Raw genomic sequence first — 24,536 nt, 5'->3', positions numbered from 1 at the left:
ACCTTGCTGGTAGCAGTGCTATGGCAGATCGTAGGGGTTATTTCTACGGAGAAGGAATTCTGGTACTTTTCCCCACCAGCGTGGGCGCTAGGCATCATGCTGCGCCCCATGAACATCCACGTCAACGCTGTCCCATTGGAACCGGACTCTCCCCTGCGTACGGAGTCCCCCGCCCTCGGCCTCATTCTTTGTCTACTTTTGGCCCTGTTAGCCGGTGTTCTTACATACTCGGTTTCTCCTGCTTCTCCAACAACGGAAAAACACCGTTGCCTTTTCATGCAGCACCGGCAGCATCAGGACCAAAACCGCACTACAACCGATGAAGACCACACTGCATTCGACCTTGCACATATAGCTCAAGGAACAGACCGGAAACCAGTCGGCTGCCTCAGAGCAATCGGCGCTTTTGCTCGCTCCTTGCGCCGAACTGGCATTTACCCCTTATCCATTCTCACGGTAGTGTTGATTACCCTGACAGTCTTCACCTATTCAGAGATCACCGCTCTGCAGCTCTATTCTTATTTCCTTGTGCCACTGGGCACCGGATTCCTATCTGTACTGAGCTGGTACGCCACGCGTTCTGTCTATTCCCAAAGCGCACTGGACAATCCCCGTGCTCATACCGGCTTCGCTCTTACTCATACCGCCATCGTGTCTGTGATTACGCTCGTGGTGTACGCCATCACGAGGGCTCCTTTTCCCAGTATTGTGCTGTTGCTCTTACTCGGCAGTGCACTGGCCACAGGTTGCTGCACAGCTGTAATGAGGTTTGGGAATGCAACTCCTATAGTGCTTAGCCTCATCGTGTGCGTTCTTTCCATCACAATCGGCGGAGATGTGCTTGCACACACCAAACTCTGGGTGATCGGAATAGCCGGCTGGCCATTACTTGCTTCAGCGGATCCCATGCGTTTTACCGTGGCTTTCGCATTGAGCGCGCTGCTCTGCGGCTGCTCCTGGTGGGCCTTTCATATCGCAAGCAAAAAGCACCATATTTAGCCCATTGCCCATTTCCATAAGCACAACCGTCGGTAGAATGGAGAAGCATGTTTAACCCTCGAAACGGACTCCCCGTTCCTCCCGCATGGCTTGAAACGGCGATCTTTTATGAGATCTATCCGCAAACTTTCTACGACTCTAACGGTGATGGAATCGGCGACGTGCAGGGGATCGTCGACAAGCTTGATTACATAGCTGACCTTGGCGCAAACGCGTTATGGATCAACCCTTGCTTCGATTCCCCCTTTAAAGACGCAGGATACGACGTCCGCGATTACTACACAGTCGCGCCTCGCTATGGCACCAATGCTGACCTAGAAAAGCTGTTCACGGAAGCCCACAACAGAGGGATTAAGGTTCTACTCGACCTTGTCCCCGGCCACACCAGTGAGCAGAACGACTGGTTCCAGTATTCCTGTAAAGCAGAACCCAACCAGTATTCGGATCGCTACATCTGGACATCTCACGCCTTTGATAACGGCGACGGCCTCCCTTTTATCGGAGGCGAGGCACCCCGCAATGGCACCTATATCCTCAACTTTTTCAAGAGCCAACCGGCACTCAACTACGGTTTTAACAAGAAAACACGCCCCTGGCAGCAAAGCGTTGATGCCCCTGGTCCGGTAGCTAACCAAGAAGAGATGGCCAACATCATGCGCTACTGGTTGGACAAAGGCGCGGACGGTTTCCGAGTAGACATGGCCGATTCCTTGGTCAAATTTGATGGTGAAGATAAACAAGAAACCATCAAGGTGTGGCAGAAAATCTTTGCGAGATTCCGCAATGACTACCCAGAGGCGGCATTTGTTTCAGAATGGGGTAAGCCTATTCAGGCACTTAAGGCCGGCTTTGACATGGACTTTTACCTAGATTGGCGCAACAACGGCTACAACGTCTTGGCCCGCAACACAGACGATCCGCTAGGGCACAGCGAAGACCTCAGCTTTTTCAAGCAGTCGTCTGGAACCTCGCCGCAGGAGTTCATCGACCAATACTGGCCACAATATGAGCAGATCCGCGATCTTGGATACTTCAGCCTGATCTCTTGTAACCATGACACCCCACGTCTTGCGCCTCGACTCAATGATGCCGAGCGTCGCCTTTTCTTCATATTTCTGCTGACCATGCCCGGCGTCCCCTTCATCTACTACGGCGATGAAATTGGCATGCGCTACCTCGATATTCCAACCAAAGAGGGCGGATACCAACGTACTGGTACACGCACACCGATGCAGTGGGATGCGACAAAGAAAAACTACGGGTTCTCTAGCGCGCAAACAGAGGAGCTGTATCTTCCACAAGACACAGCCCCTGATGCACCGGATGTAGCCTCGCAAATGCTGGACCCCGCGGCGTTACGCCCCTTCGTACAAAAGCTCATCGGGCTGCGATCGCAACACCCAAAGCTGCACGCAGACAGCGACTTCTCCTTCCTGTGGGCACATGATAACTCTCGGATCCTCGCGTATCGCAGAGAATCCTCAGGCGGAAATCGCTGTGCAGTAGCACTTAACGCCGGCGACACCGCAGATAGCATCACTCTGGAATCCCCGGCGACCATCATCGTGAGTTCCGGCGACGCCCGAGTGGAGGGTAACACCGTACACTTAGGGCCTTCATCGGGAGCAGTGGTGGAATTGGCTTAAAAAATATACGCGGTGCAGGGCATGGGCAGTGCGGGGCATGGTTGCAAGCCGGCTGCTCATGGCCTCAGTCCTCGTGCCTTTCCTGGCGCGAGGGCCAACCACACGAGGCAACGCGGCAACAAGGCTTAGCCTTGGCAATATAACTTCACAACAACCTGTGAATGTAATGCATCGAACATTGACCGGCTGAGAAATATTTATTTTTATTAAAAGGTCTTTAAAGATCTTAATCTAAGTCATCAGCTACCCGAGGAGGTGACATCGATGGACACCAGTGCGAGTCCTCTTCCTGCGCAACAGATAATACCTGGACAGCCCCATACGTCCATCGATTCGCCTTGCACGCAGGAATAAACCCGCGCTTTACGCCATCGATGAATCTGCTCTACCCGCACGAGGGAGATCACGATGCATCAGGGCAATCTTTCACCAACTACACCACCAGCAGATGCCTCAATGGTGGACATTCTGCATTCACACACACCGGAAGCTGCCGCACAGTGGTTCGCAGCCATGCCGCACAGCACGGTGACCACACTTATCGCAGGACTTTCCACGGACGACCTATACCTGCTGGCCACAGCCCTAACCCCAGAGAATGCCCGAGTCTTACTCACGGCACTTGGCCCCGAGGCAACCGCCCGCATCCTGCAAGCTTTATCGCCACGGGAGTGCGCGGAGCTCGTCGTTACGCTTGATACCGATGTCGCCGCACAAACGCTACGGCAGCTAGGCATTAGTTCCGAAGAGCTTGTCGACGACCTCCTATCAGCCTTGCCCGTGTCCACCTCGGCGGTACTCTCGCAAGTGCTTGCCTGGCCCACGGAATGTGCGGGTGCCTGGATACGCCCGGAAGCAATCAAAATTCCCGTGCACTCAGATGTCGGGGCAGCTGCGGAGGCATGTCGACAAGCCCCTGCAGCATTAGATGAAGGCATCTTTATCGTGGATTCCGACACGCACGTGGTGGGATGGCTTGCTCCGGCAACGCTCATCACGTCTCTGGACGGGACGCTAGTTGAGGATGTCATGGTCGATGCCGCCACGCTAAGAACCTGGTCAACCGGTCCTCTCAGCGACCAGGAACAGGCGGCAGAAGTGGCCCGGCGCTCCCCCACTGGTTCAGTCCCCGTTCTAGATGCCGACCATGTCCTTGGGGTGATCACCCGACACTCCATCACGCGTATTCGCGAGTCAGAATTGCGGGAGGACAATGCTCTCCAAGGCGGTGCTTCGCCTCTCGACGTCTCCTACCGGCAGGCTTCAGTAAAAGAGCTTTGGCGGGTCCGGATAGTCTGGCTGGCGCTATTGTTCCTGGCCGAGATGTATACGGGAACCGTCTTGCGTTATTTCCAAGATGAGTTAGAAGCAGTGGTCGCTCTGGCGTTTTTCATTCCCCTACTGATTGGCACCGGCGGGAACATCGGTACCCAAATCACCACCACTCTCATTCGAGCAATGAGCACCGAGAATATACGACTCCACGACATCGGCCGAGTGCTGACTAAAGAATTGGGAACAGGCCTGCTGCTAGGACTAGCCATGGGCCTATTAGGGGCGCTTCGCGCTTGGAGTCTGGGCGTAATCCAACCGGTCATCCTCACGGTCGCCATTGCTTTGGTGTGTATTTGCTTGTGGTCATCGCTGATCGCATCCATTCTTCCGCTCATACTTAAGAAGCTTGGCGCAGACCCCGCCGTGGTATCCGGTCCCATGATTTCCACAATCGTCGACGGCACAGGACTCGTCATCTATTTCACCGTCGCCCGACTCGTCATTCTGGGAGGCTAACCCCCCTAATCATCAGCGCGATTACCTGCACGACACACCAAAAAGTATTAGAAATGACATTCATTTCTGTTTAATATTGTCCAGGTGCCCCACCAAGATGCGATGAAACACCTCAACAACAGACCGGCGGGTACCAGTAACCAACGAACCACCCGCCAACGTCAAGCAGCCAAGACACGAGCCCTCTGCGCTGCCCTGACGTGCGCAATCCTCATTCTCCTCATCATTTCCGGAACAACCGGGACCGTTGAGGTCAGCTTTTTAGAGGCTGCACAAATAGTGACAGGACACCTCGTTCCCAACATGCCATGGATGAGCGATGGCAGCCTTAGCACCCTGCAAGATCAGGCTGTGTGGCAATTCCGTTTGCCCCGCACCTTGCTGGCAGGGGTTGCGGGTGCCGGCCTAGCGCTAGCAGGGGCATTGATGCAGGTTACCGTGCGCAATCCCCTTGCAGAACCTTATATCCTCGGAGTCTCTTCCGGTGCAAGCGTGGGGGCCGTGCTGGTGATCGTTTTTGGTTCAGCAGCGCTTGGCGGCCTCCCCTTGCACATCGCCGCATTCCTGGGCGCGCTATGTGCATGCATCGCAGTCTCGCTCCTGGCAAGGAAAGATGGCTCGCTTTCTCCTACGCGCATGATTCTGGCGGGCGTCGCTCTAGGCACACTATTGAGTGCCATAACAAGCTATCTCACCATTTCCACCAGCGCACAGAATGTGGTGAGCGTGATGTTCTTCCTGTTGGGGTCGGTGTCGGCGGCGTCGTTAAGCAGCGTGGTGGCACCGTTGGTCGCGCTTCTTGTTTCACTCGTGGTGACATACGTGCTGGCAAGGCATCTCAATGTACTTATGACCGGCGACGAATCTGCCATGTCCTTAGGAGTGAATGCGACGAAACTTCGCGCACTTCTTTTGGTCATAGCATCGGTCCTCACGGGGACGGTGGTGGCTATTGCCGGCGGCATCGGATTTGTGGGCCTTGTTGTCCCCCATATCGCGCGCATCGCGGTGGGCGCAGATCACCGCCGAATGATTCCGGTAACGGTACTGGGTGGCATGGCTTTTCTTATGGCAGCAGATCTACTATCTCGTACAATCGCGCACCCCACGGAGGTTCCGCTGAGCATCCTCACCGCTTTTGTTGGTGCGCCCTTCTTCCTGTGGCTTATGCGCCAGGGCGGCGCGGAGAAAGCGGGGTATGGCCGATGAACATCGAATTTGATTGCGTGAGCGTGGAATTATCCGGCCGGACTGTCGTTGATCAAGTCAGCGCTTCAGTGGAATCTGGTCAGATCCTCGGGCTGGTGGGGCCAAACGGTTCAGGCAAATCCACGCTTCTTCGCACCGTGTACCGCGGCCTTAACCCCGCGTCAGGAACCGTACGACTAGGAGGTGAGGATGTTCGCGCGCTTGCCCAGCGCGAGGTTGCCCGGCGCGTGGCGGTCATGCTGCAGGATTCTCCCACCGATTTCGATTTAACCGTTGAGGAGACAGTGATGTTGGGGCGCGCCCCGCATCATTCGATCCTGGGCCGAGACACCGGTGAGGACGTCCGCATCGTGGAGGAGGCGATGCACGCCACCGACGTCGTAGAGCTCGCGGACCGCATGGTCTCTACGCTATCCGGCGGCCAGCGGCAACGGGTGCTCCTCGCCCGCGCGCTTGCCCAGCGCACCCCAGCTTTGCTTCTCGACGAACCCAGCAACCACCTCGACATCAGCCACCAACATGAGCTCATGTCCACCGTGGCTTCTCGCGGTGGCACAGTCATCGCAGCACTGCACGACCTGAATCTTGCAATGCACTATTGCGACCAGGTGCTCCTCCTCAAACAGGGATCAGTGGTGGCCATGGGCACCCCTTCACACGTTCTCACACCAGAACTCATCCGCGAGACCTTTGCCATCAACGCCCACCTACTCCCAGGGCCAGTAGATCCCGTTCTCGCGTTTACTCCCCTTTCTTCCAGCCTTTAAGGATATTTAATGCGTATCTCTCACTCCCTCATCGTTGTAACTTCCACAGCACTGCTGCTCACGGCTTGTGGTTCTTCCGTGACCGCACCAGAAACGCCCACCAGCTCAGCAGCCAAAGCCGTGACCATATCCAACTGCGGTCGGGAACTGAGCTTTGATAAAGCACCCGAGGCCCTCGTGGGTATGCATCCAGCGCAGACAGAACTGCTGATCCGCCTAGGACTGACGGAAAAGATCGTTGGACAAGCTCAGGCGAAAGCGCAGGCCTTGCCTGATGATGTCGTGGATAAGGCAAAACCGAGCTCGAAGGCGTAGAAAAGGCGCTGAAAGACCAAAAGAAACTACGCGTCGCGCAGATCTACATGGAAGGCGACACTCTCCAAGCCATCGGCGCTGGCATTGAATATGACATCCTCAAGCGCGCCGGAGCAGACAACGTCTTCACCCCAGACCAGAAGAACTTCTCCGATTTCTTCGCCTCAACGTTAACCCCCGAGGCACTTGCAGCCGAGAACCCCGAGGCCATTGTCTTTGCGGCTTATGACGCAGACCATGAAAAATCCACGCGCGACTACCTGACCAAGACGTTCCCGGACATGCCGGCAGTCCGCGAAAACCGCATCATCTCAGTATCCACGTCCGATATGTTCCCCGGAACACAAGGAAACGTTAAAGCTGTGAAGCACATCGCCAGCCAGCTCTACCCCGGCGCGTTTAAATAGTCCATCACGCGCAATAGCCCCCTACTGTGTCGTTTTTGAGAACGCTAGCGTCTATCGGGTCTCTAAAACCCCAGGACGCGTTTTCTACCGTTCTCAAAAACGACAATTTTCCGGGGGGCACGTCAGCTCCCTCGAACTCCTCGGGGGAGTTTTCCCATGGACAGCACTATCATTTAATTATATATATTATTTAACGATATATTCGATGCGATGAAAGGAGGGCATTGTGGCCCGCAGCTCCGGGTTTAATAACGGCAACCTCAGCGACGCCGCCGTCCACATCCTCTTAGCCCTCACAAAACCCCGCCACGGCTACGCGGTAATGCAGTTTCTTCACGATGCAAGCCACGGCCACATCGACATCGGCCCTGCCTCGCTGTACACCACCCTGAAAAAACTCACCGCAGCCAGCCTTATCACTGAAGTAGACGCCGACGAGAACCGCCGCATCTACCACATCACCACCCACGGACACGAGGTTCTCACCGCCAATCTCGAACGCCGCCGCCAGCTCATCGCTATGGCCGACTCAATTTTGGAGACATCATGAACACCACCCGACTAGGAAGCGGACTCGCCTTCTCCCCCAACAAAGATCTGGAAATGTTCTCCCGCATGGCGGCGAAAGGAAAGCACCTCGCCGGAGTTGGGCTTGCTGGGCACGGATGGACCTTCACCGACGGAGAACCCGAGCATGCCACTTTTGACCTCGTCTACGAGCGCAATCCTCACAAAGACTTCTACGATATTTTCACCGCAGCCGGCTGGACGCACGTCCTAAGCGCAAGTGACATTCATATCTTCAAAGCGCCACCTGGCACCACCCCGGCCCACACCAGCCTCGAATCCAAGCGTGAGAAACTCACCCGCCAAATAAAGATCTTCTCCCGCTACAGCGCACTAACCCTGGCAGTCTTTATTGCCGCCGTTTTCCTCATCACGCACGTGCAGCTACCCTCCTGGGCCGCTCTCCTGATGATGGCGGTAACGCTCGTCCCTGTGGTGTACACCGTGATGCCGCTTCTAGGTTTCTGCTGGCACCGATTCAGGCTCCCCACACCGCAATCGTTTGCTTGAGGCGGGCGGCGTCGACAAGCATGGGCAAGCCGAGCGAGGCGTATCTTGGTCAGTGTCATGCAAGCGAACGGCACCCCCGGCAGGAGAACACATGTACCCCCTTGTCACCGCAGAATGGCTCAACCAGCATTTAGGACGCACAGATGTAGTGATCCTCGATGCCAGCATCAGCCTCGCCCCAACTCCCGTCCCCCACTCCGAGTACATCCCCGGGGCCAAAATTATGGACATCGACGGCGCGTTTTCCGACCCCAACAGCGATGTGCCGCACACCATGATTTCAGAATCGGAGTGCGAACGGCAGCTGCGGGCGCTGGGGATCAACGATGATTCCATCGTCATCATCTACGACAACCAAGGCATCTATTCCGCACCCCGCGGCTGGTGGATGCTGAAGTCCATGGGCCTGCCCAATGTCGCAGTACTCGACGGCGGACTCCCCGCCTGGCAAGCGCACGGATTCCCCACAGTGGCGCGCCCCAGTGCCCCGGCCGAACCCGGAACAGTGACCACGCGCTTTCAGCCCGACTACTTTGTCACGGCACAACACGTGCTTTCCTTGCTTGACGACGCCCCCACCGCCGTCATCGACGCGCGCTCCCACGAACGATTCCTCGGTCTTGCACCCGAACCTCGCAAAGGGCTCCGCCCCGGACACATGCCCGGCGCCATCAACATCCCTTTTACGACTGTCCAAAGCAACAACCTGATGCTTCCTCCACAGCAGCTCCGCGAGATCTTCTCCGAAGCCTTGGGCAACAAACAAAGAATCATCGCGTCCTGCGGATCAGGCGTCACCGCTTGCGTCATCATCCTCGCCGCCACGCTCGCCGGATACGAGGAACTCGCAGTATACGACGGCTCATGGAGCGAATGGGGACGCCCCGGCGACCTGCCCGTAACAACGTAAAGCCTTAGGAACGGAAGGGAAACTCACATGAGCCAAACCCGATACGCAGGAATCTCGCCAGCTCCCCACACAGTGCATGCGTTATGGGCAATGGCCCTGCTGATCGGCATCATGACAGGTGCCGCAGCCGGAGGATTTTCCGCCGGTTTTGCGGCTAAGCGCATCCAGGCGCCGGTAGCTGACTTTATCGCTGTCGGCGGCATGCTCGGAGCATTGTTGCTAGGGATTGCGATCTTCTACCTAGGCTTCATTCGACGATGCAACTGGGGACGACGAGAACTCGGATTTATACCTCCAACCAGATCGCTCTGGCACCTTATATGGTGGTTCCCCTTGACCGTCATGATCGGAGGCATCAACGCAGCAATCATCGGAACATCACTAGGGCTATCCCCCAAAGAAGCTGGCGGCACCGCAACGGGATTCCACCTTGGCCCCATTGCGGCCATCGTCTTACTCGCAGGAACCGTTCTCATTGTCCCCTTCTTTGAAGAAGTGATCTTCCGACGCGTCCTCCTCGACTGGTTAGCCACTAAAATTCCGATACAGCTTGCCTCGCTTCTCGTAGTGCTGGCATTCACTCTGATCCACATCTCACCAGCGATCATGGTGTACGTACTCTTCTTAGGGATCTCGCTGGTGCTCGCCAGACTGTGGTTTTCTACGATGTGGGCACTGTTTATCGTCCATGCAGCCAACAACGCCCTGGTGACGATCATTGCGCTAAGCGTGTGAACCAGAAACGATACTGTCATCAGTTTCAACAACAGTTATAGAAAATCCCACGCAAATCATCGTTTACATTAACAAAATACAATAAACGAACTCATAACGTTCTTGTTGATCATAGACCTTGCTACCCAGACAAACATACAGCTCTAGAAACTTCACAGTAGTAGTTTTCTCACGTACCCTCTACAGAAAACAGCCCACCAGATTACTTCGTCTAGAGCTGTTAAATTTCCCCTATCACTGGGCTAGCAACTGTTTCATTACAAAATTCTCTGTAAACACGCGACATCGACGTCTTCACGAATCCCCACTATCATCACGCCTACCTGACAAAACATATCCTTGGCAACAGCTTGATTCAAATATCGAATCTCACAATGAATAATGTCAAGTGACAATTCGGTGTCCCCGATAAAATCGGTATAGTAACTCCTCCAGCCTGATGATCACACCGAAATCCATCTCACAACCCCACGTTGGAAAATTCATGAACTCGCACTCGATATTGTTAGTCTTCACAGCTAGTTTTTAATTCAGGACTTCCGGCTAACTTATACCCCAGCACCAATAGCAGTCGGTAACTAAACTCAACTTCATGCACCATGCATCTTCACCATTACTTACACATCAGACCTATTTCGAGCATGCATTGGTAATTCTCTACCCCATGAGCATCTCACAAAAAGCAAACGTTCAAAGAGTTCGCAACCGCTACTAACCTACCCTTCTCATTTGTCTGACTTCGAACGTGACAAAAGGAAGCATCTTCTGAGGTACTTCGAAGCTTCTACAGGAATATCAATGATCATCTGATTGGATCCCACTAGGAGCGTTATTCACAAGCATATTGTATGGCCCAGAGCATTTTAATTGAGCAGGCGCTGCAAAAAGCACCTCCCACTGTGCTGATGTCAGCATATACTGTTTCAACGAGCCCTTCATGCACAGCTTGGCAGCACTCCATTATCCTTCCAGGTCAGGTCAATGCCACCATGAAACCATCATTGACAAGGCACTTTACGGTTGTCCTCCCTATTTCTCTGAAACCACCGGTGAGAAGCCCTTTTATGAACATTCTGTGTTATATAACCAATGATTATGCGAGGTTACCGTTTCCACCAGGGATTCAGCTATAAGCAGAATCCTTCCAGTATTAGTTATTACCACCAACCACGATCAAACCTAGGACTCGGCCTTCTGCGTGGTGACATCCACTATGAGGACCTCGACGTTGGAATAAAACAAGAGGAAAACACCATTCGTCATGCATACGTATAAAATGTCTTCTTGTCAGTAATCACGTTCAAACCGTGGGTATCAACAGCATCTCTGATAACCTCCGATATGCGTCGAAAACTCGGTATACACAAATCTAATTCATATCTCGACGCGTCCCGACTCTTAAATTCGATAAGATCGGATCTCGACAAACCATGAGGTTTTGGGAGGGCCATTCCTTCGGCACTTAGCAATTTAGATCGCTTCTTCAAAGCAAGCCAGATAACGTTTACTATCCACCCATCGAGAGCATTCAACTGAGTTTTATCATCGACTAGAGGAAAGTACGACATCACTCCGTCGAATTTTAATCGGGAAACAGCTCCCCGCCTGTACCTCCGTAGATCTTCTTCGCTTAATGAGCCGTAAAGATAACGTCTTATTTGAAAAATAAGCGTAACATAGTCTTTATCTACATCTGGATAAGAAAGTCGACCTTTGTCCTGTTTCTGACGAAGCGGCTCTAACAACAAATTGGTATAAATCAAGTGCTCAATCCGTGACTTGATCTTTCGGATCGATGATTCTTTGATTCTAACCTTTTTTAATCCTAAAGTGTGCCCTAGGAAGTCTACACTGGAAGTAGAAGCTATTTCTGCGCCACCGGAAGCCTCAGGAACGAGGAGGCGAATTCCGGGGCTCTTAATCTCATTAATTTCAACCCCCATACGGTCAACACAATCGTGAAGCGACTCTACCGCTCGGCAGATTTGCTCGTAACTCGGACTCCAGATCAAGGTGTCATCAGCAAAGCGTACAAAGCATACCCCGAGCCGCTCCAGCTCACGATCAAGTTCATGCGCTGCCATATTAGCTAAAAATAAGCTCAACGATGTTCCTTGCGGTATACCTACCTTCCGCGGCTTAGGGGCAAAACCTCCATTGTGATCAGGTACCAATACTGGCGAATCTAGGAAACTCTTCATTATCTGAGCTTCCAGATTTGTAATTTTGAACATCGAGCTCTCGACTAATGTCATGAAATACTCATGTCGAATGTTATCGAAGAATCCACGAAGGTCGTATTCAGCGATAAATAGTCTTTTTCTACACGAGAACTCACTATTGATGAACGAAATTGCATCATGTGGGCCACGGTCGTACCGATAAGCGTAAGCTCGAGAACTCAACACAGGAAGTTTTTATTCATCAACGAACGATACGTTCTAAGCGATACGATTTCATCAGCAATTTAGAACGTGCTTACTAAACGTTGATCGCCGTTTTCTTTGGGAACCTCGAATACACACGGCGTGCGAGGTTTGTAAGTGCCTGATTTCAGCGCATTGACTACCGAATGCGCAATGCTCTTGTGGCGGGATCGCACATGATAAGGGTTAAAACCAGGATCTGTATCCCAAGAGCTAGGCCTCAAAGCAGAGACTAGTCCAGCTGGGCCGTTACTCCTTTTACTTCGACGTCGGTTCTCATTATGCACCCATTTCAGATATGCTTCATGCTCACTAATTAAGTCAGTAGTACGTCGCTTGAGTACAGATTCAAAGTCTGACCATATCGCATTCATTCTTCCTCCAAAGGGAAAGTGGCACAGCGAAATGCTCACTATGCCACTCAACTTCGACCGGCCATAAAAGTATGCCTCTAGGTTTTACTCTAGAAGTAAGTTTCCGTGGGAAACTTACTCAAGAAAAAACCGGTGATCAGCCGCTTAGTTCTTTCCAAAACTGGCCAAAGTCTAAGCATCTCTTGATGCCTAGATTTGATTGTATCAAACCAACATTTAGGATTACTTCCCCTTCTTCCAGAATATTCGAATGACTTTTGAAACTGCGTATAGACTCCAATGTCAAACTTCTTTCCTAGAGTGTCGACATGTATAGAGTTCAAATCAGATGATTCTTACTAAAAGTCGGCGGAAATTACCTTTGCCCGTTACTTTGTGAGTATCCCCGATAATGGGGATACTCACTGGTCCCGGTATGGCTTATCTGCCCTGTAGTCTCAATGATCCAGGGGGTGTTGCCACCAGGAGCCAGGACGTTCGATAACAGCTGATAAGGACACGGCCAGTTTTCAAAACTAAGTCTCTTTGCAGGCGTGGGTGCTCGCAACGAATGTCATGACACCAGCGACTAGAACAACGACATATCTATCTCGTTTTCTAGGAGCTCACCATGTCCCGGAGCATTCCATCGACATATTCTTAAGGCCTAGACGTCAGCAAATCTGAACACCACACCTGCGCCCTAGACCGTGACGGCAACAAAGTTTTCGACAAGCCGTTGCCACAACTCGAATCCGAACTAGCAGGCATTTTCCACCAACTTCAGGAGCATGGCACCATACTCGTAGTCGTCGACCAACCCAACACAATCGGTGCCCTTCCCCTCGCTGTAGCCCGAGCCCGTGATTGCGGATGTGAAGTCGGATATCTTCCAGGCCTGGCCATGCGCAAAGCAGCCGACTTGTATCCGGGACATGCAAAAACAGACAAACGTGATGTTTTCATTATCGCCGATACCGCACACGTTACGGGCGGTAAACCGAAACAACGAAGTTCTCTCGGCACTAACGATGCTGTCCGGCTTCGACGAGGACATCGCTCGCGACTGCACCCGAACCGTCAACCGGCTGCACAGCATCCTCACCCAGATCTACCCAAGCCTGGAACGAGTCTTTGCAGATAGCACACTGACGCACTCCCATCCTGGACTTGTTGATCCACTACAAGGGGCCGCAGAGGCTTAAACGAACCGGATACCAACGAGTACTGAATTGGATGATCAAGCACACGCGCAAAGACCCAACCTCACTGGTAGACGAAATATTTGCAGCACTGAAAGCACAAACAGTCACCGTACCTGGAAGTCATGCCGCCGAGTTAGTAATTCCTCAACTGTCTGCAAACATCAAGGCCTTCAAAGAACAACGAAACACCATCGCAGAACAAGTCGAGGACATGCTTGATGATTTCCCTCTTTGCGAGGTCGTAGATAGAGTATGCGCGGAGTCGACCGTCTTGACCGCAGCACAGATCCTCCTCGTGATCGGTGATGGCTAAAGACTTCGACAGCGCTGGCAACCTAGCTGCCTACGCTGGAATTGCCCCAGTCACAAGACGATCTGGTTCGTCGATCAGAGGTGAATTCCCCGCACGGTCGGGAAACAAACGACTAAAAAACGCCTTGTTCTACTTCGCTTTCGCCGCTATCCGCAGCCGTAATTTGCCTGGCACGACGCCGATGCAACGTCATCTACGCAATGCTGAAAAACAAAAAATTCTTCCGAGAAATCCCACCACGGACAGCCGCCGCCTAATCCCATAAGAACATGTCGACCAGCATTCGCTGGCCGGCTCCTAGGCATGCCAAAACTACCCCATGTCTGTACTCGTCAGCATTGGCCTCACACTTGACAAAAACATAGGGACGCCCCCACAAGTCCCCGCCCATCCAATCCGACGCCACCTCCCCCGGAAAACCAAAAACCGGAGCCCCCACACCCCAAAAGAGTGTGCGACCTCCGGTCTCAGCGGTTCAAAACCGCTCTTTGTGCCCAGGGGGGGACTTGAACCCCCACGTCCTTGCGAACACTGGCACCTGAAGCCAGCGCGTCTGCCAATTCCGCCACCTGGGCAGGTGGTGAAGCAATAATTGCGACCGGTCAAACGTATCACAAAATTACCCGCCAGTAGCAAACAAGCACTTCTTTAGTATATTTTGCGCGTTACACATGGACATTTCCTTGGTGCACGGCTAGGGTAAGCACCCCTTTGCCCCCTATACTTGGTTGCATCGTGTGCCCGTGGGCACGTGATCTCAGCTTTTCACATGCAAATGCCAAGGCTACGCTCAGAAGTCATCTCTTCTGTCGCCAGTATGGCAACTACACCCCAGGCCCTAGGCCTGGAGCTAAGGCAATGTGGATGGTGAAATCACGGTTAGCGAGTAAGTACGTAAGGACTATGCATTTTTAAGGAGGCGATGACTCAATGTCTTTGATGGACAAGGTGGCCAGGCTGGATAGCGCTATGCAGCGCGGCTTGGACAATGGCTTCGCCTTCGTCTTTGGCGGCAAGGTGGTTCCTGCGGAGATCGAGGAGCTGCTCAAGCAGGAGGCCGAGGACAATCTAGTCCGTACATATGAGGGTGACGTCGAGGCGCCCAATGTTTTCCACATTGGTGTAAGCCCCAAGGATCTGGCTAATCTTTCGCAGCGCTATCCTTCGCTGGCTGATGATTTCGCGGATCAGATGAGCCGTTACACCCGTAATCAAGGCTGGACGTGCGTGGGCACTGTTGTGGTGACCATTGCCGTTGAGTCAGGTTTACGTACAGGCCAGTTACGCGCTTCCTCAAGTGTTGACCCAACTCCCACGGGTTATAGCGGCTTCCAAGGAGTTGATTCTTATGCCGCGCCCGATTCCGTTGATGCAGACGATATAGAGGATGCAGACAATACGGACTCCGAGGAATCACAGTGGGATTCCTATTCTTCCCAGGACGATGAAAGCGAGGACGTCGTGCAGCACTATCAGTCGCCGCAGTTCCCCCAGGAGCCCCGCACCGAGTACCTTACGGCGCAGGCCCCCGAGGCTATCCATACGGAGGTTCCAGTTCCTCCGGCAGCACCGACTACTCCAACGGTGAGCTTGTTGTTGCAGGATGGTTCCTCTCGGACCTACTTAGTCCAGGAGGGGTCCAACATTATTGGCCGCAGAAACGATGCTGATTTCCGTCTTCCTGATACCGGTGTCTCCCGTCAGCACGCAGAGATTACGTGGAATGGGCACGATGCCATCCTTACGGATCTAAAGTCCACAAACGGCACGACCGTTAACGACACTCCCATTGACAATTGGTTGTTGGAAGACGGCGACGTGATCACCGTAGGGCATTCCCACATTGAAGTCCGTATTGTTCATCCCACGTACTATTAACCTCCCCCACTCCGGTCGTTTCCGGCGGCCGGCGCATTGCTCACAGGACAAAAGCTAGGTTTATAAGGAGCTCCTCGTGGAATCCGTTATTGTTTTCAGCTTGCGCATCGCTCTACTGGTGCTCTTATGGCTGCTGATCCTGCTTGCGCTGTGGATCCAACGTAAAGACGCCAAGGTGGCCTCGCAGTCGAGTGGCGCCCCCGTAGCTGCGCCGGCCATTCCTGGCGCGGTGAGCGTCGGCAAGCCTGCAAAGCGAGGTGGCACGCCGCGTCAGATCGTGATCGTTGAGGGCCCTCTGATGGGCTCGCGCCTGGATTTGGGTTCGCTGGATGAAATTACGTTGGGCCGGGCCAAGGAGTGCACGTTTGTTGTGGGCGACGATTATGCGTCTGCACGCCATGCCCGCTTGATCAGGCGCGGCAACGAGTGGTTTGCTGAGGACTTGGATTCCCGCAATGGCACGTTTGTGGACGGTTATCGCATTGACCAACCAGAGAAGATTAGCACTGGTAGTGACATTAAAATCGGGCGTACAACGGTGAGGTTGGTTGCTTAATGCTCAGACTTAATTATGCGGTGGCCTCCGACCGAGGCCTCGTGCGAGGTAACAACGAGGACTCGGCGTATGCGGGTCCTCACCTCATTGCGCTTGCCGACGGCATGGGCGGCCACGCAGCCGGCGAGGTGGCATCGCAGCTGATGATCAAGCACCTCATGCCGCTCGACGCCAGCCCCGACGACAACGATATGCTCGCGCTGCTTGCATCGGGCGCCGACGACGCTAACCGGGCGATCGCACAAGGCGTGCGGGATGAACCGGCCACCAACGGCATGGGCACCACGCTCACCGCAATCATGTTCAACGGCACCGACCTGGCAATGTGCCACGTCGGCGACTCGCGCGGCTACCGCTATCGCGACGGCAAACTTGAGCAGATCACTGTGGATGACACGTATGTGCAGTCGCTCGTGGACAAAGGCGAACTCTCCCCCGAGGACGTCTCCACACACCCGCAGCGTTCCATGATCCTCAAGGCCTACACGGGCCGTCCCGTCGAACCCACGCTCACCATGCTGGAGGCGCGCGCCGGCGACCGCCTCTTACTGTGCTCCGACGGCCTCTCTGATCCAGTCACGCACTCGACTATAGAGACCGCCATTACCTACGGAACGCCCGCCGAGGTCGCCCGCAAGCTCGTAGACCTAGCGCTGCGTTCCGGCGGCCCGGATAACGTCACCGTGGTGGTCGCGGACATTGTGGAAGGCCCCAGCGACGGCCAAGAACTCCCCGTGGTTCCCATGACGGCAGGGGCTTTGAATGGAGAACAACCGGAAGACCCCCGGCCGGATACCTCCGCAGGACGTGCCGCCATGGCAATCGCGGCGCGCCAGCCGCAACCCATCCCGGCGCGCGACGCACACGCACCCACCGCGAATCAGACCGATGCCGCAGCTCCTAACGAGGCACCAACCAATGGCGAGAAGAAAAGTAGGCGCGGTAAGTTTTGGGCCGCTATCATCGCGCTTCTTGTGATTGGCGCAGTCATAGCCGGTGGCTGGTGGGCAAAAACCACGATAGATAACAACTATTACGTAACCACGGCCAATGAAGAAGGTCTAGAAAACGCCATCGTGATTGAACGAGGCGTAGATATCGACCTCTTTGGCAAGCCGTTGCACTCCACTTACCAATACGCCTGCCTCAACTCCAGTGGCGATCTCACCCTCATACCCGCAGATTCTCACGACGCCTGCCAGCGCTTCCGGCTCAAAGACCTCACCGAGTCCGCGCGCAGTTCCGTCGCTAGCCTGCCGGAGGGCAACTACAACGATGTGCAACAGCAGGTGCAGCAGCTAGCCAATCAGCTGTTGCCGGTGTGCATCACCCGCGAGGCAGTGGCTAAGCCGGAGGAGAAGAAGCCCGAAGATCAGGCAGCTAATGGCTCCCCTAGTGCAGAGCCACAGCCAGCTGCTCCGCAGGAACAGGAGGGTGCGCTACCAAGCACAATGCCAGAGCCGGGTGATCTCTCCACTCCCGGAGTGACCTGTAGGGAGGTGAAGTAGATGTCTTTTGCTCAACGCCTTGCTTCACGACGCATCGAGTTCGGGTTGCTTGTCCTGGCCACCGTCCTGATCGGGGTCACCCTGATCAACCTGAATATGGCGCAGGGCCTCAAAGTAACTACGGAGACGCTGTGGGTGATCGGTGGATTCATCAGTGTGTTCACCATTGCGCACCTCGCCATCTGTTTCACGGCCCCCCATGCGGACCAGCTCATGCTCCCCGTGGCCAGCGTGCTTAACGGGCTCGGGCTAGTGACCGTCTACCGGCTCGACTTGGCCACTGGAAAATCACTGGCCAGCCGGCAGGTTATATGGACGCTCGTGGCCATCATTTTGATGATCGTGGTGCTCGTTGTGATCCGCGATCACCGAATACTCTCCCGCTACTCCTATATCCTGGGGCTTCTTGGCCTTGTGCTTCTCGCGCTGCCGCTTGTATGGCCCACCAAGATGAACGCCGACGCGAATATCTGGATCTCCATCGGCCCCTTCTCTGTCCAGCCTGGCGAGTTTTCCAAGATCCTGCTGCTGCTCTTCTTCGCGCAGCTGTTAGTAAACAAGCGAGCGCTCTTTAACGTGGCGGGCTACCGCCTCTTTGGCCTCGAATTCCCTCGACTGCGCGACCTCGGCCCTATCTTGGGCGTATGGTTCTTTGCCATCCTGGTGATGGCCGGAGAAAATGACTTTGGCCCAGCACTCCTGTTGTTCAGCACCGTATTGGGCATGCTCTACCTAGCTACCAACCGAGTCTCATGGCTGCTTATCGGCGCCATGTTGGTGGGCATCGGCGGTACCACGCTGTACCAGATCTCCTCCAAGATCCAATCCCGCGTCAACAACTTTATGGATCCCCTGGCCAACTTCAACGGCACGGGATATCAGCTCTCCCAGTCTTTGTTCGGGCTTTCCTCCGGCGGTATCGCCGGTTCTGGCCTCGGGCAAGGCCATCCCAGTCTCATTCCAGTCGCAGAGTCTGACTTCATCCTTGCTGCTATTGGCGAGGAGATCGGGCTCGTAGGGCTGGCAGCCATTCTGGTTCTCTTTGCGATCTTTATTACCCGTGGTTTCCGTACTGCATTGCGTGCCCGCGACTCCTACGGAAAACTCGTTGCCTCTGGACTCTCCCTCACCATCGCTATCCAGGTATTCGTGGTGACCGCCGGTATCACAGCTCTGATGCCGATGACCGGTTTGACCACACCGTTTATGTCCCAAGGTGGTTCCAGCCTTATGGCCAACTACATCCTCCTTGGATTGATCCTGCGGATCTCCCATTCGGCGCACTCCGCACAGTCTGGTGCTGTGGGAGCTGCCGCTCAGGATGGGTCTTCTGCTGGGCGTAGGTCAGTTGCTAGCGAGGAGGCTCAACGATGAACCGATCAATCCGTTTTACCAGCATCTTCGCTCTTCTTCTCATTCTGGTTCTCCTGGTTAACCTGACCAGGATCCAGGGCTTTAGCCAAGAAAAGTATGCGCAGAGTCCTTACAATCGACGCGCCTTCATCGAGGCAAAGTCGCAGGCCCGCGGCCAAATCTCCGCCGGAGGCCAAGTGCTAGCTGAGTCCTATAAAGACGAAAATGGCTACTATCAGCGTCGTTATGTCACTAACCCCATCGCTTACGGCCCGGTGCAGGGATACCTATCCGATATTTATGGTGCCGCAGGCCTGGAATCGAGCTACAACGGGATCCTCAACGGCACGGATGATTCCCTGGGATTCTCGCGTTGGTGGGAGGATATCCTGGGCAAGAAGCATAAGGGCGCTAACGTAGAGCTCACGCTGATCCCCAGTGTGCAAGAAGTGGCGTACAGCCAGTTGGCCAACGCTGGCTACGAAGGTGCTGTGGTAGCACTGCGCCCCTCTACCGGTGAGGTCCTCGCCATGGCGTCTACCCCGAGTTTCAACTCTGCTGAGATCGTCGATCCCGCAACTGCAGAGACCACATGGGCAGCACTCAACGCCAATCCGGGCAACCCACTCCTCAACCATGCGACCCAGGAAATCCTGCCGCCTGGTTCCACGTTTAAAGTGATTACGGCAGCTGCGGGTCTCAACGCCGGGTATGGCCCAGATTCCAAGCTCACTGGCCAATCGCAGATCACGCTTCCGGGAACCACGGCAACGTTGGAAAACTACGCTGGTCAAACGTGCGCTGGTTCCAATGAGGTCACCCTGGCCACGGCTTTCCAGCTGTCCTGTAACACGGCCTTTGTTCAGATGGGCATAGATACAGGGGCTGAAAAGCTGCAGGAAGCAGCCAATGCTTTTGGTGTTGGGGATTCCTACGATCTTGGCATCGGTATGGCACGCGGAACGATTGGAGACATTTCTTCCGCAGCAGCCCGGGGACAGTCCGCAATCGGCCAAAAAGACGTCGCGATGTCGGTTCTGCAAAATGCCGTCATCGCTGCGACAGTGGCTAATGGTGGCAAGCGGATGGAGCCACACCTGGTATCCAAGATCGTTGGCCAAGATTTGAAGACGATTTCTGAGACCAAACCCCGCGAGCTCAACCAAGCGATCACCCCTCAAGTAAGCACGACGCTGACCGAACTCATGCGGCTTTCGGAGCGCCATACAGCGGGATACACCGGCGCGGACATCGCCTCCAAGACAGGTACTGCCGAGCACGGCGAGGATTCTCGAAACTCCAACCCGCACGCCTGGTATATCGCTTTTGGCCCCTCTGTTAACGCCGATGTTGCCGTGGCTGTGGTGGTCAAGAATGGTGGTTCTGCTGGCCAAGCAGCAACTGGTGGTTCAGTGGCTGCCCCGATTGGCCGGGCAGTGATCGCAGCGGCTCAAGCAGCGCGTGGTGCGCAGAGATAGGACTGACATGAGCACTGATTACAATTCTCCAGATCCCGCGCTCCAGGCCCTCATCGGCGACGATTATCGTCTCCAGTGGGTCGTGGGCACCGGCGGCATGTCTACGGTATGGCTTGCCGACGACACCCGCAACCAGCGCGAGGTGGCTGTCAAAGTTCTGCGCCCCGAGTTTTCTGACAACAACGAGTTCCTCTCTCGCTTCCGCAATGAGGCGCTCGCCAGCGAGAACATCCTCTCAGAAAACGTTGTACAAACTTTTGATTACCGCGAACTCACCGACCCCTCCGGCCGAACCCTGTGCTTCATTGTCATGGAGTACGTGCGTGGTGAATCCCTCGCAGACATGCTGGCGCGTAAAGGCAGCCTCGACGAGCACCTTGCTCTCGATGTCCTTGAGCAGGCAGCTCATGGCTTGTCCATCATCCATAGGATGGGCATGGTGCACCGGGATATTAAGCCCGGCAACCTCCTGATTACTCAAAATGGCCAAGTAAAAATCACCGATTTTGGTATCGCTAAGGCAGCTGCGGCTGTCCCACTAACCCGCACGGGCATGGTGGTGGGCACGGCGCAGTATGTTTCTCCTGAACAGGCCCAAGGTAAAGAGGTCACTGAGGCCTCTGATGTGTATTCCCTGGGTGTTGTTGGGTATGAGATGCTCGCTGGCACGCGTCCTTTCACTGGCGATTCTTCTGTCTCAGTGGCAATTGCCCACATCAATCAGGCGCCACCGGCTCTTCCCACAACAGTCTCCGCCCCGGCGCGCGAGCTCATCGGTATCGCTTTGCGTAAGGATCCAGCGCATCGGTATGCCGACGGCAATGAGCTTGCGCTAGCAGTATCCGCTACTCGTATGGGGCAACGGCCTCCGCAGCCGCAGTCAGCACAGCTCCAGCAGATAGCACCCGAGCCAACACCTACCGCCTCAACGTACGCATTAGGTCAAACGGCACAGCCCACCACGGTCATACCAGCAACCGAGGAGGTTCCGCAGACTGTTGCCGTTGGTCAGGTAGCAGGACCGCGTACTGGCTATGGTGCTGCTCCAGCAACGATCCCGCCGGAGGAAAATAAAAAGAGCTCTGGTGGGGTGGGCACGGGTCTTGCCGTGGGGGTTCTCCTCGCAGCATTGTTTGGTGCCGGCATATGGGCTGCTAATCAGGGTCTTTTTGGTGATTTATTGGGCGGAAGCGACCAGCCCAGCAGCTCGGTTAACCCTGCGACGATTACCGCCACGGTCACGGAAACGCCTACGATTCGTGAAGAACCACGGCCGATCCAGCGCCCACAGGAAACTCCTACGCCTACCAGCGAGCCATCGGAGTTCCCCGATGCCTCGGAGTCTGTTGTTCCGATTCCGTCTACTGACGATCCCCGGACAGCGCCGACTGTAGATCTCAATGATGGGTCACAGATCCCCTCTACTCATCGCAATCCGGCTCCCAGTCCAACACGCGGAAACGGTTCCGACCCCATCGCCGATCTACTGAACAGTCTTAATGCCCCAGAACAAGGAGGTGCCCCATGAACGATGTGATTGCTGGCCGCTATGAGCTTGGTGAGGTCATCGGCACGGGTGGAATGTCAGAGGTGTACTCTGCCACCGATACTCTCCTTGGTCGCGAGGTTGCGATAAAGATGCTGCGCGCGGACCTTGCGCGCGATGTGAACTTCCGCGAGCGGTTCCGTCGAGAAGCTCAAAACTCCGGCAGACTGAATCATCCCGCAATCGTTGCGGTGTACGACACTGGCGAGACCGAGCGCGCTGGTATCAGCACGCCTTATATCGTGATGGAACGCGTGCACGGCAGGACCCTGCGAGACATCGTGAGGGAAGACGGGCCGCTTTCTCCGACGGAAGCCGCACAAACGTTGCTTCCGGTATGCCAGGCGCTGCAATTTAGCCATGACGCGGGGATTATCCACCGCGACATTAAGCCCGCAAACGTGATGATCACCAATACGGGCACTGTAAAAATCATGGACTTCGGCATCGCCCGTGCGCTTGACGACGCCACCAGCGCCATGACGCAGACCTCCGCAGTGATCGGCACCGCCCAGTATTTATCCCCGGAACAAGCCCGAGGCAAGCTTGCCGACGCCCGCTCCGATGTCTACGCATTGGGCTGCGTGCTTTATGAGACACTTACGGGACGCCCTCCTTTTGAAGGGGAAACGCCTTTCGCCGTCGCATATCAGCATGTTCAAGAGGACCCGGCAAAACCCAGTGATTTTGTTTCTGATCTCACTCCCACCGCTGCGGTGAACGTGGATGCTGTCGTGCTCACAGCAATGGCCAAGCACCCCGGCGATCGCTACCAAACGGCTATGGACATGGGGGCGGATCTTGAACGCCTGGCTCGTCATGCTGTGACAGAAGCTGCTCGCCACTATGTTTCGCCGGCGAGTTTGATCAGCCAAGAACCCAATCCCACCACCATCGTCCCTGTTACTCAGCTCGATCAGCCAGGACCTGCCTCAGCTGCGCCGCACACCGAGATAGCTGGGTATGAGCGCTCTGCGTTCACTGGCCCGGCTCATGCTGCGGAAGAAGAACGCTCCGGTATGAGCAAGGCCATGAAGGCCATTCTCGCGGTTCTTGCAGTGCTCGTCCTTGGTGTCGGTGGTGCTTTTGCCTATGATTTTGTGAGCAACAGCAGCAAGAATAGATCTCTTGTCAACATCCCCAAGCTGGAAAAGACCTCTCAGCAGGACGCTGTGAATCAGCTAGAGCAGCTGGGTCTGCAGGTCAACTTGATCGAAGAGGCTAACCCGGAGATTCCACGAGGGAAAGTCATCAGAACAAACCCCACCAGCGGATCCTCAGTACAAAAGAACACCACTGTCACGGTGGTTGTCTCTTCTGGCAAGGAAGTCACAGAAGTCCCCGATCTTGCGCGCAAGAACACCGCGGATGCCGCGAAGATTCTTGAAGAAGCCGGCCTTCAGCTGGATTCGACTGTGCGCGAGGAGAGCTCAGATAGTGTTCCCAATGGAGAAATCATAGAGCAGACACCGAGTGCCGGCTCGCAGGTTTCCCGAGGATCAAAAGTGGTCATCACTGTGTCTACCGGAGTGCAAAACGTTCGCGTCCCGGTAGTGACGGGAATGAAGTGGGATCAGGCGGAAGGCAATCTCACTTCCTTGGGATTCGTCCCCGATGTACGCACTGTCGACGCCCCCGAGCCAGCCGGTACCGTTGTCTCTGTGTCCGGCGAGGGCACTGAGGTTCCTAAAGGATCAACTGTCACGGTCAAGGTATCCAACGGACAGATGTTTAACGTCCCTAACATCACCCGACTCACCGTCGCTGATGCGGTGAGAGCGCTCAACGCTGCAGGGTGGACAGGTACTGCATCTAAGATCACGCAAGGCGAACGGGTGCCTACGGTGTCTTTGTCTGATCAGAATTTGATCGCATCCCAGGTGCCGGCTGCCGGCACGCCGCTGCGCAAAGATGCCCCGATAGAAATTCATCTCTACGAATTCAGCCTCTCGGCCCTTACCAACCCGCGCTAGTATCCCTGATACCCACGCGCAGGGCTGGTAAGTCCACCCAAAGCTGATAGATTAGTTCCATTACGTGACCTGCGGGCCACACCAACGATAT

21 protein-coding genes, 1 tRNA gene and 1 pseudogene are annotated in these 24,536 nt (G+C 54.9%); 21 read left to right on the top strand and 2 right to left on the bottom strand.

Going from position 1 to position 24,536, the window contains the following annotated elements; translation table 11 throughout:
• The first annotated feature begins 3 nt into the window (after window positions 1-3).
• From CBE74_RS05375 to CBE74_RS04270, 11 genes are all read left to right on the top strand, one after another.
• Complete coding sequence (locus CBE74_RS05375; protein ID WP_225871204.1) at window positions 4-999, top strand: ABC-2 family transporter permease; 996 nt, start codon at window positions 4-6, stop codon at window positions 997-999.
• Window positions 1,000-1,046: 47 nt separating this feature from the next.
• A complete protein-coding gene (locus tag CBE74_RS05300) occupies window positions 1,047-2,645 on the top strand; it encodes an alpha-amylase family glycosyl hydrolase (RefSeq protein ID WP_087453105.1) in 1,599 nt (532 codons plus the stop codon).
• A 408-nt stretch (window positions 2,646-3,053) separates the two neighbouring features.
• Complete coding sequence (locus CBE74_RS05025) at window positions 3,054-4,436, top strand: magnesium transporter (RefSeq protein ID WP_087453104.1); 1,383 nt, start codon at window positions 3,054-3,056, stop codon at window positions 4,434-4,436.
• Between the two features lie 84 nt (window positions 4,437-4,520).
• A complete protein-coding gene (locus CBE74_RS04955) occupies window positions 4,521-5,645 on the top strand; it encodes a FecCD family ABC transporter permease (protein ID WP_087453103.1) in 1,125 nt (374 codons plus the stop codon).
• A complete protein-coding gene (locus CBE74_RS04590; protein ID WP_087453102.1) occupies window positions 5,642-6,412 on the top strand; it encodes an ABC transporter ATP-binding protein in 771 nt (256 codons plus the stop codon). Before CBE74_RS04955 ends, CBE74_RS04590 begins: the two co-directional genes overlap by 4 nt.
• A gap of 9 nt (window positions 6,413-6,421) precedes the next feature.
• On the top strand, window positions 6,422-6,727 hold the full coding sequence (locus CBE74_RS04575) for a TroA family protein (protein WP_225870207.1): 306 nt from the start codon (window positions 6,422-6,424) through the stop codon (window positions 6,725-6,727).
• A gap of 47 nt (window positions 6,728-6,774) precedes the next feature.
• Window positions 6,775-7,134 (top strand): ABC transporter substrate-binding protein, encoded by a 360-nt coding sequence (locus tag CBE74_RS04570; RefSeq protein ID WP_225870208.1) that lies wholly within the window; start codon window positions 6,775-6,777, stop codon window positions 7,132-7,134.
• Between the two features lie 226 nt (window positions 7,135-7,360).
• Window positions 7,361-7,684, top strand: coding sequence for a PadR family transcriptional regulator (locus CBE74_RS04400; RefSeq protein WP_087453101.1), 324 nt, complete (start codon window positions 7,361-7,363; stop codon window positions 7,682-7,684).
• Window positions 7,681-8,211, top strand: coding sequence for a DUF2812 domain-containing protein (locus CBE74_RS04345; protein ID WP_087453100.1), 531 nt, complete (start codon window positions 7,681-7,683; stop codon window positions 8,209-8,211). The genes CBE74_RS04400 and CBE74_RS04345 overlap by 4 nt, the downstream gene beginning before the upstream one ends.
• Before the next feature lie 91 nt (window positions 8,212-8,302).
• Complete coding sequence (locus CBE74_RS04305; RefSeq protein ID WP_087453099.1) at window positions 8,303-9,121, top strand: sulfurtransferase; 819 nt, start codon at window positions 8,303-8,305, stop codon at window positions 9,119-9,121.
• Window positions 9,122-9,148: 27 nt separating this feature from the next.
• A complete protein-coding gene (locus tag CBE74_RS04270; RefSeq protein ID WP_087453098.1) occupies window positions 9,149-9,856 on the top strand; it encodes a CPBP family intramembrane glutamic endopeptidase in 708 nt (235 codons plus the stop codon).
• A 1,259-nt stretch (window positions 9,857-11,115) separates the two neighbouring features.
• Here the strand turns inward: CBE74_RS04270 and CBE74_RS04260 are convergent.
• Window positions 11,116-12,264, bottom strand: coding sequence for a reverse transcriptase domain-containing protein (locus tag CBE74_RS04260; protein ID WP_087453097.1), 1,149 nt, complete (start codon window positions 12,262-12,264; stop codon window positions 11,116-11,118).
• Window positions 12,265-13,359: 1,095 nt separating this feature from the next.
• On the opposite strand from CBE74_RS04260, the pseudogene CBE74_RS24710 reads away from it, so the two are divergent.
• The 3 genes and pseudogenes from CBE74_RS24710 to CBE74_RS24700 all read left to right on the top strand — a co-directional run.
• A pseudogene (locus CBE74_RS24710) lies at window positions 13,360-13,779 on the top strand (IS110 family transposase); the annotation flags it as partial.
• Window positions 13,780-13,871: 92 nt separating this feature from the next.
• Window positions 13,872-14,153: a hypothetical protein gene (locus CBE74_RS24705; protein ID WP_225870209.1), complete on the top strand. Its 282-nt coding sequence runs from the start codon at window positions 13,872-13,874 to the stop codon at window positions 14,151-14,153.
• Window positions 14,146-14,418, top strand: coding sequence for an IS110 family transposase (locus CBE74_RS24700; RefSeq protein ID WP_225871203.1), 273 nt, complete (start codon window positions 14,146-14,148; stop codon window positions 14,416-14,418). The genes CBE74_RS24705 and CBE74_RS24700 overlap by 8 nt, the downstream gene beginning before the upstream one ends.
• 226 nt (window positions 14,419-14,644) lie before the next feature.
• Here the strand turns inward: CBE74_RS24700 and CBE74_RS04225 are convergent.
• Window positions 14,645-14,728, bottom strand: a tRNA-Leu gene (locus CBE74_RS04225).
• Between the two features lie 355 nt (window positions 14,729-15,083).
• On the opposite strand from CBE74_RS04225, the gene CBE74_RS04115 reads away from it, so the two are divergent.
• From CBE74_RS04115 to pknB, 7 genes are all read left to right on the top strand, one after another.
• Window positions 15,084-16,031, top strand: a complete 948-nt coding sequence (locus tag CBE74_RS04115) for a DUF3662 and FHA domain-containing protein (protein WP_087453095.1) — start codon at window positions 15,084-15,086, stop codon at window positions 16,029-16,031.
• 76 nt (window positions 16,032-16,107) lie between these two features.
• Entirely contained in the window at window positions 16,108-16,587 is a 480-nt protein-coding gene (locus CBE74_RS03905; protein ID WP_087453094.1) for an FHA domain-containing protein FhaB/FipA, read from the top strand.
• The gene (locus tag CBE74_RS03900; protein ID WP_087453093.1) at window positions 16,587-18,095 is read left to right on the top strand and encodes a PP2C family protein-serine/threonine phosphatase; all 1,509 of its coding nucleotides are present in this window, start codon (window positions 16,587-16,589) and stop codon (window positions 18,093-18,095) included. The genes CBE74_RS03905 and CBE74_RS03900 overlap by 1 nt, the downstream gene beginning before the upstream one ends.
• A complete protein-coding gene (locus tag CBE74_RS03885) occupies window positions 18,096-19,469 on the top strand; it encodes an FtsW/RodA/SpoVE family cell cycle protein (protein ID WP_087453092.1) in 1,374 nt (457 codons plus the stop codon).
• Complete coding sequence (locus tag CBE74_RS03845) at window positions 19,466-20,926, top strand: penicillin-binding transpeptidase domain-containing protein (protein WP_087453091.1); 1,461 nt, start codon at window positions 19,466-19,468, stop codon at window positions 20,924-20,926. Before CBE74_RS03885 ends, CBE74_RS03845 begins: the two co-directional genes overlap by 4 nt.
• 7 nt (window positions 20,927-20,933) lie before the next feature.
• Window positions 20,934-22,454 (top strand): serine/threonine-protein kinase, encoded by a 1,521-nt coding sequence (locus CBE74_RS03730; protein WP_087453090.1) that lies wholly within the window; start codon window positions 20,934-20,936, stop codon window positions 22,452-22,454.
• Window positions 22,451-24,445, top strand: a complete 1,995-nt coding sequence (gene pknB / locus CBE74_RS03675) for a Stk1 family PASTA domain-containing Ser/Thr kinase (RefSeq protein WP_087453089.1) — start codon at window positions 22,451-22,453, stop codon at window positions 24,443-24,445. Before CBE74_RS03730 ends, pknB begins: the two co-directional genes overlap by 4 nt.
• Window positions 24,446-24,536 lie beyond the last annotated feature (91 nt).

The organism is Corynebacterium silvaticum (assembly GCF_002162115.2).
GTDB lineage: Bacteria > Actinomycetota > Actinomycetes > Mycobacteriales > Mycobacteriaceae > Corynebacterium > Corynebacterium silvaticum.
This window is presented reverse-complemented; position numbering and strand designations above follow the sequence as displayed.

Coding starts and splice junctions, on each gene's coding strand:
- CBE74_RS03845 (WP_087453091.1), top strand. CDS start 19,466: ATGAACCGATCAATCCGTTTTACCAGCATCTTCGCTCTTCTTCTCATT.
- CBE74_RS03730 (WP_087453090.1), top strand. CDS start 20,934: ATGAGCACTGATTACAATTCTCCAGATCCCGCGCTCCAGGCCCTCATC.
- CBE74_RS04570 (WP_225870208.1), top strand. CDS start 6,775: ATGGAAGGCGACACTCTCCAAGCCATCGGCGCTGGCATTGAATATGAC.
- CBE74_RS24700 (WP_225871203.1), top strand. CDS start 14,146: ATGGCTAAAGACTTCGACAGCGCTGGCAACCTAGCTGCCTACGCTGGA.
- CBE74_RS04270 (WP_087453098.1), top strand. CDS start 9,149: ATGAGCCAAACCCGATACGCAGGAATCTCGCCAGCTCCCCACACAGTG.
- CBE74_RS24705 (WP_225870209.1), top strand. CDS start 13,872: ATGATCAAGCACACGCGCAAAGACCCAACCTCACTGGTAGACGAAATA.
- CBE74_RS04575 (WP_225870207.1), top strand. CDS start 6,422: ATGCGTATCTCTCACTCCCTCATCGTTGTAACTTCCACAGCACTGCTG.
- CBE74_RS05300 (WP_087453105.1), top strand. CDS start 1,047: ATGTTTAACCCTCGAAACGGACTCCCCGTTCCTCCCGCATGGCTTGAA.
- CBE74_RS04305 (WP_087453099.1), top strand. CDS start 8,303: ATGTACCCCCTTGTCACCGCAGAATGGCTCAACCAGCATTTAGGACGC.
- CBE74_RS03885 (WP_087453092.1), top strand. CDS start 18,096: ATGTCTTTTGCTCAACGCCTTGCTTCACGACGCATCGAGTTCGGGTTG.
- CBE74_RS04345 (WP_087453100.1), top strand. CDS start 7,681: ATGAACACCACCCGACTAGGAAGCGGACTCGCCTTCTCCCCCAACAAA.
- CBE74_RS03900 (WP_087453093.1), top strand. CDS start 16,587: ATGCTCAGACTTAATTATGCGGTGGCCTCCGACCGAGGCCTCGTGCGA.
- CBE74_RS04590 (WP_087453102.1), top strand. CDS start 5,642: ATGAACATCGAATTTGATTGCGTGAGCGTGGAATTATCCGGCCGGACT.
- CBE74_RS05025 (WP_087453104.1), top strand. CDS start 3,054: ATGCATCAGGGCAATCTTTCACCAACTACACCACCAGCAGATGCCTCA.
- pknB (WP_087453089.1), top strand. CDS start 22,451: ATGAACGATGTGATTGCTGGCCGCTATGAGCTTGGTGAGGTCATCGGC.
- CBE74_RS04115 (WP_087453095.1), top strand. CDS start 15,084: ATGTCTTTGATGGACAAGGTGGCCAGGCTGGATAGCGCTATGCAGCGC.